The sequence below is a fragment of the uncultured Campylobacter sp. genome, from assembly GCF_938015785.1.
Taxonomy (GTDB): Bacteria; Campylobacterota; Campylobacteria; order Campylobacterales; family Campylobacteraceae; genus Campylobacter_B.
This window is the reverse complement of the sequence record NZ_CALLWC010000054.1, coordinates 47,866-62,080: the sequence shown is the minus strand read 5'-3', so window position 1 is coordinate 62,080 and position 14,215 is coordinate 47,866. Positions and strand designations below refer to the sequence as shown.

General features: G+C 47.6%; 13 protein-coding genes. 10 read left to right on the top strand and 3 right to left on the bottom strand.

Going from position 1 to position 14,215, the window contains the following annotated elements:
* Window positions 1-34: 34 nt before the first annotated feature.
* Entirely contained in the window at window positions 35-442 is a 408-nt protein-coding gene (locus Q0393_RS08045) for a DUF805 domain-containing protein (RefSeq protein ID WP_298979305.1), read from the top strand.
* Window positions 443-583: 141 nt separating this feature from the next.
* Here Q0393_RS08045 and Q0393_RS08040 read toward each other — a convergent pair whose 3' ends face one another.
* Window positions 584-1,165, bottom strand: coding sequence for a Crp/Fnr family transcriptional regulator (locus Q0393_RS08040; protein WP_298979303.1), 582 nt, complete (start codon window positions 1,163-1,165; stop codon window positions 584-586).
* 127 nt (window positions 1,166-1,292) lie between these two features.
* On the opposite strand from Q0393_RS08040, the gene Q0393_RS08035 reads away from it, so the two are divergent.
* The 3 genes from Q0393_RS08035 (at window position 1,293) to Q0393_RS08025 (ending at window position 5,352) form a co-directional block, all read left to right on the top strand.
* A complete protein-coding gene (locus Q0393_RS08035) occupies window positions 1,293-1,859 on the top strand; it encodes a hypothetical protein (RefSeq protein WP_298979300.1) in 567 nt (188 codons plus the stop codon).
* A 13-nt stretch (window positions 1,860-1,872) separates the two neighbouring features.
* Window positions 1,873-4,320: a molybdopterin-dependent oxidoreductase gene (locus tag Q0393_RS08030; RefSeq protein WP_298979298.1), complete on the top strand. Its 2,448-nt coding sequence runs from the start codon at window positions 1,873-1,875 to the stop codon at window positions 4,318-4,320.
* Between the two features lie 315 nt (window positions 4,321-4,635).
* Complete coding sequence (locus tag Q0393_RS08025) at window positions 4,636-5,352, top strand: hypothetical protein (protein WP_298979295.1); 717 nt, start codon at window positions 4,636-4,638, stop codon at window positions 5,350-5,352.
* A gap of 275 nt (window positions 5,353-5,627) precedes the next feature.
* Here Q0393_RS08025 and tpx read toward each other — a convergent pair whose 3' ends face one another.
* Window positions 5,628-6,152 carry a thiol peroxidase gene (gene tpx, locus Q0393_RS08020; protein ID WP_005872978.1) on the bottom strand — a complete coding sequence of 175 codons (525 nt, stop codon included), beginning with the start codon at window positions 6,150-6,152 and terminating at the stop codon, window positions 5,628-5,630.
* 89 nt (window positions 6,153-6,241) lie between these two features.
* Here tpx and Q0393_RS08015 point away from each other — a divergent pair, with 89 nt between their 5' ends.
* From Q0393_RS08015 to hutX, 3 genes are all read left to right on the top strand, one after another.
* Window positions 6,242-7,720, top strand: a complete 1,479-nt coding sequence (locus tag Q0393_RS08015) for a TM2 domain-containing protein (protein WP_298979292.1) — start codon at window positions 6,242-6,244, stop codon at window positions 7,718-7,720.
* 60 nt (window positions 7,721-7,780) lie between these two features.
* Window positions 7,781-8,224, top strand: a complete 444-nt coding sequence (locus Q0393_RS08010) for a DUF805 domain-containing protein (protein WP_298979290.1) — start codon at window positions 7,781-7,783, stop codon at window positions 8,222-8,224.
* Window positions 8,225-8,441: 217 nt separating this feature from the next.
* Window positions 8,442-8,954 (top strand): heme utilization cystosolic carrier protein HutX, encoded by a 513-nt coding sequence (hutX, locus tag Q0393_RS08005; RefSeq protein WP_298979288.1) that lies wholly within the window; start codon window positions 8,442-8,444, stop codon window positions 8,952-8,954.
* Window positions 8,955-9,356: 402 nt separating this feature from the next.
* On the opposite strand, the gene Q0393_RS08000 is transcribed toward hutX, so the two are convergent.
* A complete protein-coding gene (locus Q0393_RS08000; RefSeq protein WP_298979287.1) occupies window positions 9,357-9,791 on the bottom strand; it encodes an Imm12 family immunity protein in 435 nt (144 codons plus the stop codon).
* A gap of 376 nt (window positions 9,792-10,167) precedes the next feature.
* Between Q0393_RS08000 and Q0393_RS07995 the strand changes: the two genes are divergently transcribed.
* The 3 genes from Q0393_RS07995 to Q0393_RS07985 are packed head-to-tail and all read left to right on the top strand — an operon-like array spanning window position 10,168 to window position 13,909.
* The gene (locus Q0393_RS07995) at window positions 10,168-10,767 is read left to right on the top strand and encodes a disulfide bond formation protein B (protein ID WP_298979285.1); all 600 of its coding nucleotides are present in this window, start codon (window positions 10,168-10,170) and stop codon (window positions 10,765-10,767) included.
* 20 nt (window positions 10,768-10,787) lie between these two features.
* The gene (locus tag Q0393_RS07990) at window positions 10,788-11,396 is read left to right on the top strand and encodes a cytochrome C (protein ID WP_298979283.1); all 609 of its coding nucleotides are present in this window, start codon (window positions 10,788-10,790) and stop codon (window positions 11,394-11,396) included.
* Entirely contained in the window at window positions 11,393-13,909 is a 2,517-nt protein-coding gene (locus tag Q0393_RS07985) for a molybdopterin guanine dinucleotide-containing S/N-oxide reductase (RefSeq protein WP_298979281.1), read from the top strand. The genes Q0393_RS07990 and Q0393_RS07985 overlap by 4 nt, the downstream gene beginning before the upstream one ends.
* Window positions 13,910-14,215: the final 306 nt, after the last annotated feature.

The following is a 14,215-nucleotide window of genomic DNA, read 5'->3' as shown; positions in this document are numbered from 1 at the left end:
ATAATTTACCTTATTTTTTCAAAAGGAGTTTGAGATGACTTTTATGGAGTCTGTTCGCACTTGTCTCAAAGAGAATTATTGCAATTTTGAGGGGCGTGCGCCACGTTCAGAGTACTGGTGGTTTGCATTATTTGCGGCACTTTTAGGAATCGTAACGTTAGTATTGGACGGCTTTTTAGGCACCTATGCCGTTACGAGTTCCGGTAGAATGATCGGTTTCATTAACTCAATCTTTTTATTGGCAATACTTTTACCTTCTATCGCCGTAGCGGTAAGGCGTCTGCATGATACCGATAGAAGCGGCTGGTTTTATCTGTTAATTCTTGTCCCGATAATAGGCTCAGTAGTATTGATCGTATTTTTTATCCAGCAAGGCACTAACGGAGGCAACCGCTTTGGAGACGATCCGTTGCGACCTGCAAGTAGAGGCTCGATTTTTTAAACGTAGCTTTGTAGCACACATAAGCTTCGCAAATAAGCTAAATTTAGGGCTAATTCCATTTTGGTTTTAGCCCTTTTTACTAGGCGGTTTCGCTCAAAATAGCCTTTTGCGTTTAAATTTAGATCCGCCGCGAGATTCAAACTACAAAATTTTAATTCTATTTCCCTTTAATTTCATGATCTTTTTGTCGTTTACGAGTTTCGTAATCGCCTGGGAGACGTTTTGGCGAGGCGCGCCGAGCAGGCTTGCAAGCGTCATTATATTAAAGGGAAGCTCCACGATCTTGTCTGCGTTTGCGATGCGATTTAGAAAATTTAAAATTCGCGTCTGGATTTTCGCAAAGACGATCTCTTTTATCAAAATCCGCTGCGAGTGGAGGTTTTTAATGAGCGCGTTTATGATCGAGCTTGCAAACTCATCTCCTAGTAGCTCGAAAAGCTCCGAGATATTGATCTGCAGCGTCTCGCAGTCGCTTAAAATTTCAAGGCTCGTGTTTTTATCCAAGCAGACGTAGGCGCCGCTTTTTACGAAGCTAAAGATAAATTCCTTGCCGTTTTCATAGCAGTTTAGCTTCGCTCTGCCGCGCAGCAGAATGATAAATTTAAACTTCTGCGCGTAGATCACGTCGCCGCGTGCGTAGCTCTCACGTCTAAATTTAGCAATACGCTCCTTGCTTAAAAAGTCGAATTTCTCACTGTAATCGTTATTTAGTCTATCTATCATAGCAGCTCTTTGCATAAAATTTCACGTAAATTTTACATAAAAAGGATAAATTCGTCGCAATCGCGACAAATTTAAATTTATTTTTGATTTATAATTCGCGTTAAAGACAACCTAGAAAGGATACTTTATGAGGAAAATTTTTATCTCATTTATCTGTGCGTGTTCGCTTTTCGGCGGCGAGGTGATCTCTAAAACCGCTACGATCTCGCAAGACGGCAAAGCAATCGGCGAGGCTGAAATTTTAACGCCGATCGAGGTAATATCCAGCGATGGCGGCGTTGCCAAGATTAAAATTAAAGGCGTCGTGAGCGAAAACTATCAGCTTCAAATCCAAAAAAATATGAAAGAAGCTGAAATTTACGCGATTTTTACGAACGAAGCCGAAGCAAATTTTAAAAAGGGCAAAAAGCTCGAGGACGATTACGGCGAGATCTGGTATGAGGCGGAGGGAATTTACGAAATCAGCTCGGATGCCGTAGCTAAGGACGCTAAGGCTCTTTATGCGGAGGCAAAGACGAACTACGAGCAGATCTGCTCGGCGTGTCACCGCCTGCATGAGCCAAAGAGCTTCACGGCAAATCAGTGGCCTGCAAATTTACAAGAGATGATCAATGCAAACTACGTAGCGCTCGAGGGCGACGAGCTAAATTTGATCATAAAATACCTACAACACAACGCAAAAAAACCTGAATGATAAAGGAGATCAGATGAAAAGGCGAGACTTTTTAAAGGCAGGGATTTTAGGCGCAAGCGCGGCAAGCGCTAGCAGGATTGAGGGGGTCACGCAGACGATTTTTGATAACAAAAAGGTATTCGGCGCGAACAGATTCGGTACTTTTTGGCTAAATTTAAACTCGTCGCAGATCGTTTCGGTAAGCGATTTTGAAGGCGATAAATTTCCAAACACGATGAATTATAGCTTGCCCGATAATATCCAAAACGAAAACCGCGTGCTCTATCCGATGGTGCGCAAAAGCTATCTAAAGGCAAAAGGCGCGGCAAAGAGCGAACTGCGCGGCAAAGAGGAGTTCGTGCGAGTTAGCTGGGACGTAGCGCTTGATCTAGCGGCGAAGGCTTTGAAAGAAAATTTCGACAAATACGGCGCCGAGGCGATCTACGGCGAGTGCTACTGGTGGGGCGGCAGCGGCAAGATCGGCTGGGGACGCACCGTAGCGCACCGAATGCTTAAAATTTTAGGCGGCTACGTAGAGGAAAGCGGTGATTACTCGACCGGCGCGGGGCTCGTTATCATGCCTCACGTGCTGGGCTCAAGCGCCGTTTATGACGCGCCTACTACGTGGAAAGCGATCGTCAAAAACGCCAAAAACGTCGTATTTTGGGCGACCGATCCTGCGGTAACCAATCAAATTTCATCCATTCCGCCTACGCACGACGGCTACATCGGCATGCAAGAGCTTAAAAAATCAGGCATCAAAACCTACAGCGTAAACGTGATGAGAAACGACACCGCGCGCTACTTCGGTAGCGAAGATATCATCGTGCGCCCAAACACCGACACTGCGCTCATCATCGGTATGTGCCATTATCTCTTTACGAACAACCTCTACGACGAGGAATTTATCAAAAAATACACCGTCGGATTTAATAAATTTAAAGCGTATTTTCTAGGCGAGAGCGATAAAATCGTAAAGGACGCAGCTTGGGCGAGCAAAATTTGCGGACTTAGCGAGGAGGCTATTGCGAAATTTGCTACGGCACTTGCAAAGGAGCCGACCACGATCCTAATCGGTCGCGGTTTGCAGCGCGCCGATCACGGCGAGCAGCCTTTCTGGGCGCTCGTGGCGCTTAATGCGATGCTGGGATATATCGGCAAGGAGGGTCTAGGCTTTGAATTTAGCCTGGGCTACGGCTCTGCGGGCGCTACGGATAAGGTAGCTCCGATTTTAAAGGGACTTAGCACGCGTATAGATGAGAAATACGAAAACACGGGCTCTGCGCCTTGGAAAAACGCGAAAAACATCACCATCCCGTCCTCTCGCAGCATAGAGGCGCTGGAGCATCCGGGCAAGCAGATCGATTATGACGGCACCAAGATCAAGCTGCCGCATATGAGAGTCGCATATATGGCGTGCGGATCGATGTTTACGCGCCATCAAGACGTGAATAATATCGTCAAGCAGTGGCGTAAATTTGACACCGTCATCACCGCCGAGCCGTACTGGACGAGCACCGCAAAACTTAGCGACATCGTGCTTCCCGTCGCGATCGAGGTCGAGCGCAACGACATCAACCAAACGGGCGCTACGGGCGAATATATAGTCGCTTACAGGCCTGCAATCGAGCCGATGGGCGAGAGCAAGAGCGACTTTTGGATCTGCGAGCAGATCTGCAAGCGCTGGGGATATGGCGAGGTCTTTAGCGAGGGCAAGGACGAGCTAGGCTGGATGAAGGAATTCTACGCCGATGCCGCAGAGCAAGCCAAAGGTCTAAATATAACGATGCCTAGCTTCGAGGAATTTTACGATAAAGGCTTCGTGCGCTTTGAAAAGGACGACGAGAGTAGCGCGCTATATACGCGCCTTGCGGCATTCCGCGAAAATCCCGCCAAAAACCGCCTCGGTACGCCGTCTGGCAAGATCGAGCTCTACTCACCGGTAATCGCTAAGATGGGCTATGCCGACTGCCCGCCGATGCCTACTTGGATCGAGCCTAAGGAGTGGCTAGGCGATGCGAAAAAGACGGCGAAGTATCCGATCCACATCGTAAGTCCGCACTCTCGCTACCGCTTGCACAGCCAGCTAAACAACTCGATCATCAGAAATTTTGCCGAGGTTAGCGGCAGAGAGCCGGTGCTGATAAATCCAAAAGACGCCGAAGCTCGCGGGCTTGCGAACGGCGACATCGTGCGCGTTTTTAACGATCGCGGCGAAATTTTGGCAGGCGTACTCATTACCGACATCGTGCCCGAGCGCGTCGCAGCGATCTGCGAGGGCGCTTGGTACGATCCCGAGGTTTGGGGCGAGAGGAGCCTCTGCCAGCACGGCTGCGTAAACGTGCTTACGTTTGATAAAGGCACGTCAAGTCTCGCGCAAAGTAACTCGGCTCACACCGTACTAGCGCAGATTGAGAAATTTAAGGGAGAGATTAAGCCGATTACGGCGTTTGGTAAACCTAAAATCCTACAATCTTTGTAGAATTTAACGCGTCGTCTTTTAAACGTCTTTGAATGAGCTAGAAAATTTCGCCCTGCGACAGGCTAATTGCCTAGTCTTGGAACGAAATTTTCGTCGCAACGTTCAAATCCATCTTAAAATACTTCCGCTTACGTTTTTCTGGCGGTACATCGTCTCGTCTTGCAAATCTTGGCTTGTCTTTTTGCGCTCAAATTTAATTCATCAAACTTTGAGCGTAAATTTACTTTCTTTCATATTCGTCAAATTCAAACGTAAATTTTGCGCGGAGTAAAAACTCTGCTAAAATTCGCTCAAATTTAACCCAAAGGTCGCGCCATGCAAATCCCGAATTTGATCCGAAATTTTATCCGCAAACGCATCGTTTCAGAGTCCATTTTGCTGCCGTTTTTCTATCCCGATGAGGGCGAGTTTGAGAGTTTTCAGGAGGGGTATAGGCTCGCTAGCCGCAAAACGGGCGAGGAGCTTGCAGACGATACGCCCGGGCAGTGGCGAAAGAGCTGGCGGGTCATCGCGCGTAACGGCATGGACGATCCGTTTTTCGTAGATTTTGCCCTGGGGGACGCTTCGCCCGTGTATTTTGCCTATCACGGCGCTGGTTCTTGGGAGCCGATTAAAGTTGCGGACGACATCGTTAAATTTGAAGAAATTTTAACCGCCCTTGCCGCGCTTGAGGCGCCTTGCTCACTTGAAGCGATCGCGCCGCTTACGGATTTAAACAACGAATTTTATCGCGAACTGGCGGACGACTACGCGAAGCAAGATGAAGCGCGCGAGGAGCCCGAATATAAATATTTCAGCGTTTTCATCGAGGACTTGGGCGCGGATAAGGTAAAAACGCTCGTGTTTTTAAAGAAAATTTTTGAAGATGGGAGCTTTGCAGCGACCAAAGAGAGAACGCAAAATTTGCCGCTTTGCCTTTTTAGCGGCATAGAGGAGTCGGCGCTAGCGCTGCAAAACAAACTCGCCTCGCTCGGAGTTAAATTTTACGCACGCGAGATCTCTTTTAGCGAATTTATCGCGCGGAGTGGCTAAGCGGGCAAATTTAAAATTTCAACTCCCGCTGCTGCTAAATTTAAAATTTAGCAGCAGGCGATCCTATAAATTTTGTTCTCATCCGCTTGCTATCGCAGTGCGCTAACAGCTTTGCATGCGCCGAAGCGCAAATCAAAGCATAAAATCAAAATGTAAAATTGAAGTAGAATTTTAAGCGCCCTACTTCGTTTTTTACTTGCAGTAGGGCGAATTTGCTTAAAGTAGTGAACTAAAGCGAGGCTAAAATTATCCAAACCTTGGATCTATTATCTTGCTCAGTTAGAGCAGCTGTTGCGAGCGACGAGCTCCGCAAAATCTAGGGCTGCGTCGTAGTCGGGCTCAGAGGCTATGTCGCTTACGAGCTCTTTATAAACCACGACGCCTGCGGTATCTATGACGAAGATTGCTCTGGCGCTAAGACCTGCCAATGCGCCGCTGGCGATGAGAGTGCCGTAGCGGCGGCAAAATTCCTTATCGCGGAAATCGCTTGCAACGCGTAGATTTTTGATCCCCTCAGTCGTACAAAACCTCCCCATCGCAAACGGCAAATCCATCGAAACGACGATTACTTCGGTGTTGGGAAGCGATGCAGCGCGCTCGTTGAACTTGCGTGCCTCCGTCGCGCAGACGGGCGTATCTAGCGACGGCACGGCGACGATAATTTGCACGTGCTTGCCGCTAGCGATCTCGATTTCGCTTAGATCTTGAGCTACTAAGCGTACTTGCGGCGCGCGATCGCCTAGATTTATCTCTTGCCCGCTTAGCTCTACAGGTTTTCCTTGAAATGTTACTGTTGGCATTTTTGTCCTTTGTTTTGAATTTGTAGTGGCGAATATACAAAAATTCCTTAAATTTCAGGTAAAATTGCTTTAAAAATCAAGGAGAGCAGATGGGCGAAGATATTTGGGGCGGCAGCAGCAATCCTGCGTCGCTAGCCAGTATAAGACGTAAAAGCGGCGAAGAGAAAAAGCCTCTGGACGAGAAGCCACAGGAGCAATCTGAGAATTTGGATTTAGCGCAAGAAGCTCTTGTGGCGGATGATACTAGCGAGCAAAATTCCGCGGCTCAGAATTCTATAGAGCAAAATTCCACTTCCATAAGGCAAAATTTTGCTCCACAGAATTCTGCGGAGCAAAATTTAGATTTTGCAGCTCAAGGCTTGGATGAAGAAAATTCTATTTTGCGAGATTCTGCCGCTACAGGCTCTAGCGAGCAAGATTCTAACGCTAAAAGTTTGAATTCTACCGAAAATGCTGCGAACTCGCAGAATTTTGTGGAGCAAAATTCCACTTGGCAAAATTCAGCTTCCTCAAATTCCGATAGAATTAACTCTACGCAAAGCTCAGCTAAGGTTTACGATCTAAATAAAGCCTACGTATTTTATATGTTCCTCGGGCCTTTCGGTGCGCATAGATTTTATCTTGGGCGTATAATCTCCGCGATTTTTCAGCTTTTAGGCGGGCTGCCATTTCTCATCTGGCTTTTTTTAGTAGTGGTTGCTGTCATATGGACGAGTATAGAAGGTAACGAGCTGTTGGCGCTTGTAAACTCATCTCGTCCGGATTTGGGCGTGCAAGCATCAGACCTAAAGGATATAGAACAGGGCTTTTTTCATTTTATGGTTATTTTCTCGGTGCCTAATGTTTTATTTTTGATTTGGCTTGTTAGCGACTTTTTTAGGTTGCCTGAAATGGTGCGAAAGCTAAATGCCTCCGTAGGCGCGGGAGCAATCCTGTATGTTTATACGGATGATGCTAAAGAGCAGAGCGAGAATCTATCTACTGCCAAAACTACCCTTTATATAGCGTTTGGGCTTGAGGCGTTAAATGCGGTAGGCAGATATATCAAGAATGTAGATAAAGTGGGTGCGTTGGAGGGCGTCGGACTTATATCAATGATATGCCTAGCTGTGGGGCTATATTTTTTAGCGCGCGCTATACGCAGCACGGATCTACTATCAAACGCCGTGTTAGTCGGGGTTTCCTCGGCTATAAGCGCAGTAAGCACTATATTTGTAGGATTTGAATTGTTTAAACCATCAGTTTTTATGATAAGCATTTATTGTGTATGCACAGCGGTATATCTGATCTATCAGCTGCTAGTTAGTAAAGAGCTTTACGATTGCAGCGGAGAGAAAAACTATCTAAGAGCGTTTTATGTTATTGCAGCTACGGAGATAGTAACTCTAGTCCTGATAGCGCTTGACTCGCAGCTTTTTGCCTTAGTATTTGCCATAGGGTGGTTAGCTTCGGTAGTTTTAAATGTTTCGGCGGTTTATGGCACTAAGGAGGTTACCGCTTCAAAAGGCGGCTACGGCCTAGTGCATCTGGCGTATCACGTAAGGCAGATGAACGGGCGGGAGTTTTAGGTATTTAAATTTAAGGGGCGATTAGTATAATCCTATATTATTTTAAAAAAGGAGTTTTAAATGACTTTTATGGAGTCTGTGCAAACTTGCGTAAAGCAAAAATACGCCGCATTTAGCGGGCGAGCATCGAGGTCGGAGTACTGGTGGTTTTTTCTATTTACCGTGCTTGGCGGGATTGTTTTGAGCTTGATAGATGGCGTTTTAGGCACTACGATAGGGTATAATCAAATAATAGCCGGCAAAATCGTCCATCAAGAAATCGGCATTATAGATGCGCTTTTTCAGCTAGCTATGCTCGTGCCAGCCATCACCGTATCGGTCAGGCGACTACATGACACCGATAGAAGCGGCTGGTTTTTTCTGCTTATTTTAACGCCTATAGTGGGTGCTTTTTTCGGCGATATCGGCCTTTTGGTATCATTTGTGGGTTGGATAGTGCTGCTTGTATTTTTCGTGCAGCGCGGCGATAGCGGGTCCAATCGCTTCGGATACGATCCGCTATGATAAAGCTCTAAAGATTTGCGGAATTTTAGAATTATAAAATTCCGTGCAGATAAAATTCTTTGTATTATCACTTAAAATTCTATGCATAAGCACTTTGTAGCGCTAAATTTTTCTTAGAATAAGCTTTTCAAATCCTCTTTAATTGATTGCCGTTATCTGTAACTTAGAATTTTTATATTATAATGGCGCTCAAAATTTTATTTTAGAAAGGATGAAAATGAAAGAGAGAATCGAGGCGCTGTTTGCGCAAAATCCTAAAATTTCGATCGCGCAGATCTGCAAGGAGCTCGGCGCCAAGGAGATAGACGTGCTGCTAAACCTACCCGAGCGCTTCGGAAAGAGCGCGGGCGGCGATAAATTCGTCGAGGTCATTAGGGAGCTTGAGAGCTGGGGCGAGGTGCTTTTCGTAAAAAATACGCCGAGCTTCATCATTGAGTTTAAAACCAAGATCCCGAGCGGCAAGAGCGCGCAGGGATATTATAATTTCGGCATGGGCGCAAACGGCGATGAAGCGCATGGGCTGGGCATTTTGGGGGGTCATCTAAAGACGGATGAGATCGATAAGATCATCCTCGTGACGCAGACTTTTATGGGGATGCTCTCAAAATTCGTGGGCTTTTACGACAAAGCGGGCGAGAATATCTTTAAAATTTACGTCTCGCGCGATGAGAAAGGGCAGCTGCTAGCCGAGCAAGACGCGAAATTTGAAGCGCTAAAGGCTGCGATTTAGCGCTCGCGCAAGACCGCTCTTGCGCGGCTTGCGTAAAATTTGCTCCTGTCGGGCATTTGGGCTTGATCTTGCCTTTTGCGCGCGAGATCAAATCTGTAAAATTCTACTGCGAAATAACACTGCGCGCATTCCTATGCGTTCGCGCAAGACCCGCCTTGCTCTGCTCGCTCATCGCTTGCTTAACGGCGCTTTGAAATTCTACGGGGCGCCAACCAAGGCGCTTTAAGCTAGCCAATAGGCTTTCGGGCAAAATTTTAAATTATCGTTGATGATGAAATTCCAAACTCGCCTCGTCGCTATTTGCGTCTTAAAGCGTTTGGAATTTCACTAGCTCGGCTCGCGCCCACTTTATCCGAAGCGGAATTTTGCCGCTTCAGATAGATAGCCCTTTTAAATTTTATTTCAACAATTTACTACTAAATTTTCAAAAATTTTATTTATATTGTCTTTGTACTGCGTATCGTCAAATTCCAAATTATTATTAGCAATTTTCCGCCCGGTAATATCTCCAAGCTCTATAAGGTACTGCTTGAACTTTTCTAAAAATTTATCTACGTTCACCCTTTTATCGGAGCTCCACTCGTCTGAGCTAAAATGAATATACGCGATAATTTTTTTGCTTTTAAGATAATATTTCGGTTGATAAATTCCCGATTTCGGAAAATATCTCGACACTTCCCCGCTCGAACAAAGGCAAATATCGATCTTTTGCAGCGAGTGCATTTCAAAATCGCTAAAAACCCTTTTAATCTCTCGCCTCGCCGTTCTTATAATATCCGGTATATAGATCGGCACATCATCCGCCCCACCGATAACGGCATTTATGTTAAATTTCACACGGCACCTCGTCCTTAAATTATAAAGTGATATTATTCAAAATTTTGGCTCATTGTATCATCTTCATAATATTTATTGGGTGCTGGAGCTACGGAGTTTTGAAATCGATATATTTTTTATCAAAACAGAGCTAAATAAAGATAAATTTTATAAAATCTACCATTTTAATTTCATATCTCAAAAACTTTCCGCCGCCACGCAAGGAGCGTCAAATTTTAAAATTGAAATTTTATACGTTAAGCTTAAAGCTTATAAAACTCCGATATTTAGGGCAATGTAGACATGAATTTTTATCTTTTATTGCTATAATTCCCTCATAAATTTAAATCTTAAGATTAAAAAGTATTCTTAAGAATTTTATAAGATGGAGGAGATCTTGAATAGATTGATTTTAAAGATTTACGCGTGGCAAAATACCGCTGCGCCGTGGTTTTGGCTCTTTGTGATAAGCGCAGGCTATCTTGCGGTATCGTATTTTTTCTTTCAGCGCTGCCTTTTTATGTCGCCTACGCAGACGAGTGCCCTCGTGCGTCTAGGCTTTGCCGTAGCGGGCGTGGGCGCGCTTATAGGCTTGCTGCTGCCGTTTGGCTTCATAACAAGGCTCGTTGCTTACGCGCTCGGATTTGCGGGCGCGATATACGGCTATTTACAAAGCTCCGCGTCGCACCCCGCCGCAGATACCGCAAATTGCCTCGCAGCGCCCGCATTTCCTTTTGCGGCGCCGCTTGATAGCCTGCTGCCGGAGCTATTTCGCCCCGCAAGCTGCACGGGCACCCCGTCCTTCCCCGCAGGCACCGCACTTAGCGAAGTGCAGAGTTTTTTTGGCGGATTTTACGGCGAGGGATTTTATCTGGTGCCGAGCATTAAATTTGCAGACGCGGCGCAGTGCGCGCAGGTAGCGTTTGCGGCATTCGCGGCGATTTTAGCCGTGATGTTTGCGGGCTTTTTATACGGCAGATTTACGAGAAGTTTTTAAAATTTTAAGAAAGGATAAGCATGAAGTTTTTAAATTCTATTGCGGCTACGGCGGCTCTTGCGGCTGCGATCGCAAGCTGTGCAAACGCCGAGGTTAAGGCGGGCGAGACGCTTTACGGCACGGTGCTAAAGCAGGTAAGCGTAAGCGGCGATTTGTCGCACAAGGACGGCAGGCTGCTGCCCACAAACGCCATAGAGGTCTTGGAGGTCAAGGACGGAGCGGTGAAATTTTCGCTCACCGGCTATCAAAATCCAAAGGCGCCGAACGTTATTTATTTCACGCCTAAAGCGCGCATAATCGCGGTGGCGTTTTCGAAGCAGGCTAAATTTCAAAGCGAGAGCTTGGGCGAAGAGGACGGCTTTAATAAGGTTAAAATAACCGCCTACACCGATGAGGGTGCGCTAAGCGGTGACGTGGATAAAATTTTCGCGGGCGCTAAGGAGAAATTTGAAGCCTCGTGTAGTGTCTGTCACGCTCTGCATCAGCCCGCAAGCTACGAGGCAAACAAATGGCCCGGCTACATAAAATCGATGCTTTCGCGTACGCCTATTAGCAAGGATGAGAGCTGGACGGTGGTGCAGTATCTGCAAAAGCACTCCAAGGACGTAAATTTAAAGGATATGAAATGAAAAGACGAAATTTTTTAAAGCTCAGCGCGGCGGTCTCGGCGCTTCCGCTCATTCCAAGCTCGATGCTTGCGGCGGATAAACTCACCGCGCTTAAGAAAAACGGCGAAATTTTAACCGCGGCGCGATGGGGAATTTTAAAAGCGAGCGTCAAAAACGGCAAGATCGTAAAATCCGCACCGTGGAAGATCACCTCTAAAATTCCAAATACTCTTCAAAATACGATGGCGGATCTCGTTTATAACACGCGCGTCAAGGCGCCGATGGTGCGAAAATCCTACCTCGCCGATCCCGATAATCCTAAGCCAGAGCTTCGAGGGCTTGACGAATGGGTCGAGGTAAAATATGAAGACGCGATCAAACTCGTCGCGCGCGAGCTTAAAAAGACGCGCGAGCAAAAGGGCGCGGACTCGGTGTTTGCGGGTAGCTACGGCTGGCAGAGCACGGGCAACGTGCATGTCTCAAGGACGCTGCTTCATAGATTTATGAACTTAACCGGCGGCTTTACGGGCGTCACGGGCGATTACTCTACGGGAGCGGCGCAGGTCATAATGCCGCACGTAACGGGCTCAAATCAGGTCTATGAGCAGCAAACCTCGTGGCCGGTGGTGCTTGAAAACTCCAAAGTAGTGGTCTTTTGGGGGCTCAATCCGATCTCTACGCTTCGCGTGGCGTGGACGAGCTCGGACGAGCAGGGATTTAAGTATTTCGAGCAGCTAAAAAACAGCGACAAAGAGATCATTATCATCGATCCGATCAAAACCGTAAGTGGCAAGTATTTCGAAGGTAAGGCGCGATGGATTACCCCTCGCCCTAACACCGACGTAGCGATGATGCTAGGCATGGCGCAGCACCTCTACTCGCAGGGTAAGTACGATAAGGAATTTTTACAAAACTACACCGTGGGCTTTGAAAAATTCGTGCCGTACCTCACGGGGCAGAGCGACGGCGTGGCTAAGACGCCCGAGTGGGCTAGTGAAATTTGCGGCATTAGCGCGGACGTGATCAAAGAGCTTGCGATAAAATTTTACGAAAACCGCACGATGATAATGGCGGGTTGGGGTATCCAGCGCGCTCATCACGGCGAGCAGGCGCACTGGATGATCGTGACTTTGTGCGCGATGCTAGGGCAGATCGGACTTGCAGGAGGCGGCTTCGGCTTTAGCTACCACTACGCTAACGGCGGCGCGCCTACCTGCGCGGGCGGCGTGATCGGCGGAATGAACGCGGCAAGCGTCGGCGTCGTTAAGGACGGCAAATTTTTAGGGCTTGCGCAGGATCAGAAGCAAGGCGATGAAGCCACTCAAGCATGGCTGGTAAATACGGCGAAGGTTGCCTTTCCTTTAGCTCGTATCGCGGACGCGCTACTAAATCCTGGCAAGACGATCGACGCGAATGGCGCAAAGATCACCTATCCGAAGATTGACTTCATCTACTGGGTCGGCGGAAATCCTATCGTGCATCATCAAGACACCAACACCAATATCAAGGCTTGGCGCAAACCGCGCACTATCGTAGTGAATGAAATTTACTGGACGCCTACTGCGAAGATGGCGGACATCGTGTTCCCGACCACTACGCAGTACGAGCGCAACGACATTACGATGAGCGGGGACTACTCCAACATGCACATCATTCCTATGAAGCAGGTCGTCGCTAAGCAGCACGGCGCGAAGGACGATTATCAAATTTTTACTGACCTTTGCAAGGCTTACGCTGAGGGGCTTGCCGAGGCTTATACGGACGGCGGCAAAACGGAGATGGATTGGATCAAAGAATTTTACGAAGGAGCAGCTAGCGCCGTGAATGCAAACACCGCTTTAGGAATACAGATGCCGAGCTTTGAGCAGTGGTGGGAGAAAAACGAGCCGACGGAATTTTACGAAACGCCAGAGAGTGCTGCGTACGTGACGTTTGAAGATTTTAGAAATGATCCTGTTTTGGAGGCTTTGGGAACGCCTAGCGGGTTAATTGAAATTTACTCCGATACGATCGCTGCGATGAACTACAAAGACTGCGGCGCACATCCGATGTGGTTCGAGCCCGTCGAGTGGCTCGGGATGAAGGATAAACCTGCGAAATTTCATCTGCTTAGCCTGCATCCGTATGACCGCTTGCATTCGCAGCAGAGCAACACCTCAAATCGCAAGAGATACGCCGTTGCAGGTCGCGAGCCGGTGCTAATAAATACCGAGGACGCTAAGGAGCTCGGTATCAAGCGGGGCGATCTGGTGCGCGTGTTTAACGCTCGCGGCGAAATTTTGGCGGGAGCCAACGTAAGCAGCGACATAATGCGCGGCGTGGTGCAGATCTTTGAAGGCGCGTGGTACGATCCTAACGCCGATGGGCTTTGCAAAAACGGAAATCCGAACGTGCTTACGATCGATCTACCTACGAGCGAGCTTGCCAACGGCAACATCTCCCACACGGCGTTAGTAAATATCGAGCTTTATAAACACAAGGCGGGCGAGGATATCAAACTAACCGCATTTATGCCGCCTAAAGGGGCGAAGTAGGGATTGGGAGCGGTCTGGGGTTTTAGGGCGAGACTCTATCCCCAGATCGTCGAGGATTTGCTGCGACGACGGGTCAGATCGATTTGGCCTGCCGCAGCTTTGCGGCTGTGATGGGCTGAGGTTAAATTCTGAATTGCCCAAAGCTTTTCTACCTTGGCGACGGGCTGAGTGAATTTTACCCGCCATAGCTTTGTGAATGCGGCAAGCCAGAGGAGCGGCGAGCGGTATTCGTCTCGCTGCCCCACTCCGCCCTATTTGCTCGTGAAATTCTCGCTAAATTTAAGAACTTGCCGTTTGGGCTAGAAT

Bases quoted from the DNA above. Each gene is read 5' to 3' on its own strand.
- Q0393_RS08045 (WP_298979305.1), top strand. From the start codon at position 35: ATGACTTTTATGGAGTCTGTTCGCACTTGTCTCAAAGAGAATTATTGC.
- Q0393_RS08040 (WP_298979303.1), bottom strand. From the start codon at position 1,165: ATGATAGATAGACTAAATAACGATTACAGTGAGAAATTCGACTTTTTA.
- Q0393_RS08035 (WP_298979300.1), top strand. From the start codon at position 1,293: ATGAGGAAAATTTTTATCTCATTTATCTGTGCGTGTTCGCTTTTCGGC.
- Q0393_RS08030 (WP_298979298.1), top strand. From the start codon at position 1,873: ATGAAAAGGCGAGACTTTTTAAAGGCAGGGATTTTAGGCGCAAGCGCG.
- Q0393_RS08025 (WP_298979295.1), top strand. From the start codon at position 4,636: ATGCAAATCCCGAATTTGATCCGAAATTTTATCCGCAAACGCATCGTT.
- tpx (WP_005872978.1), bottom strand. From the start codon at position 6,152: ATGCCAACAGTAACATTTCAAGGAAAACCTGTAGAGCTAAGCGGGCAA.
- Q0393_RS08015 (WP_298979292.1), top strand. From the start codon at position 6,242: ATGGGCGAAGATATTTGGGGCGGCAGCAGCAATCCTGCGTCGCTAGCC.
- Q0393_RS08010 (WP_298979290.1), top strand. From the start codon at position 7,781: ATGACTTTTATGGAGTCTGTGCAAACTTGCGTAAAGCAAAAATACGCC.
- hutX (WP_298979288.1), top strand. From the start codon at position 8,442: ATGAAAGAGAGAATCGAGGCGCTGTTTGCGCAAAATCCTAAAATTTCG.
- Q0393_RS07990 (WP_298979283.1), top strand. From the start codon at position 10,788: ATGAAGTTTTTAAATTCTATTGCGGCTACGGCGGCTCTTGCGGCTGCG.
- Q0393_RS07985 (WP_298979281.1), top strand. From the start codon at position 11,393: ATGAAAAGACGAAATTTTTTAAAGCTCAGCGCGGCGGTCTCGGCGCTT.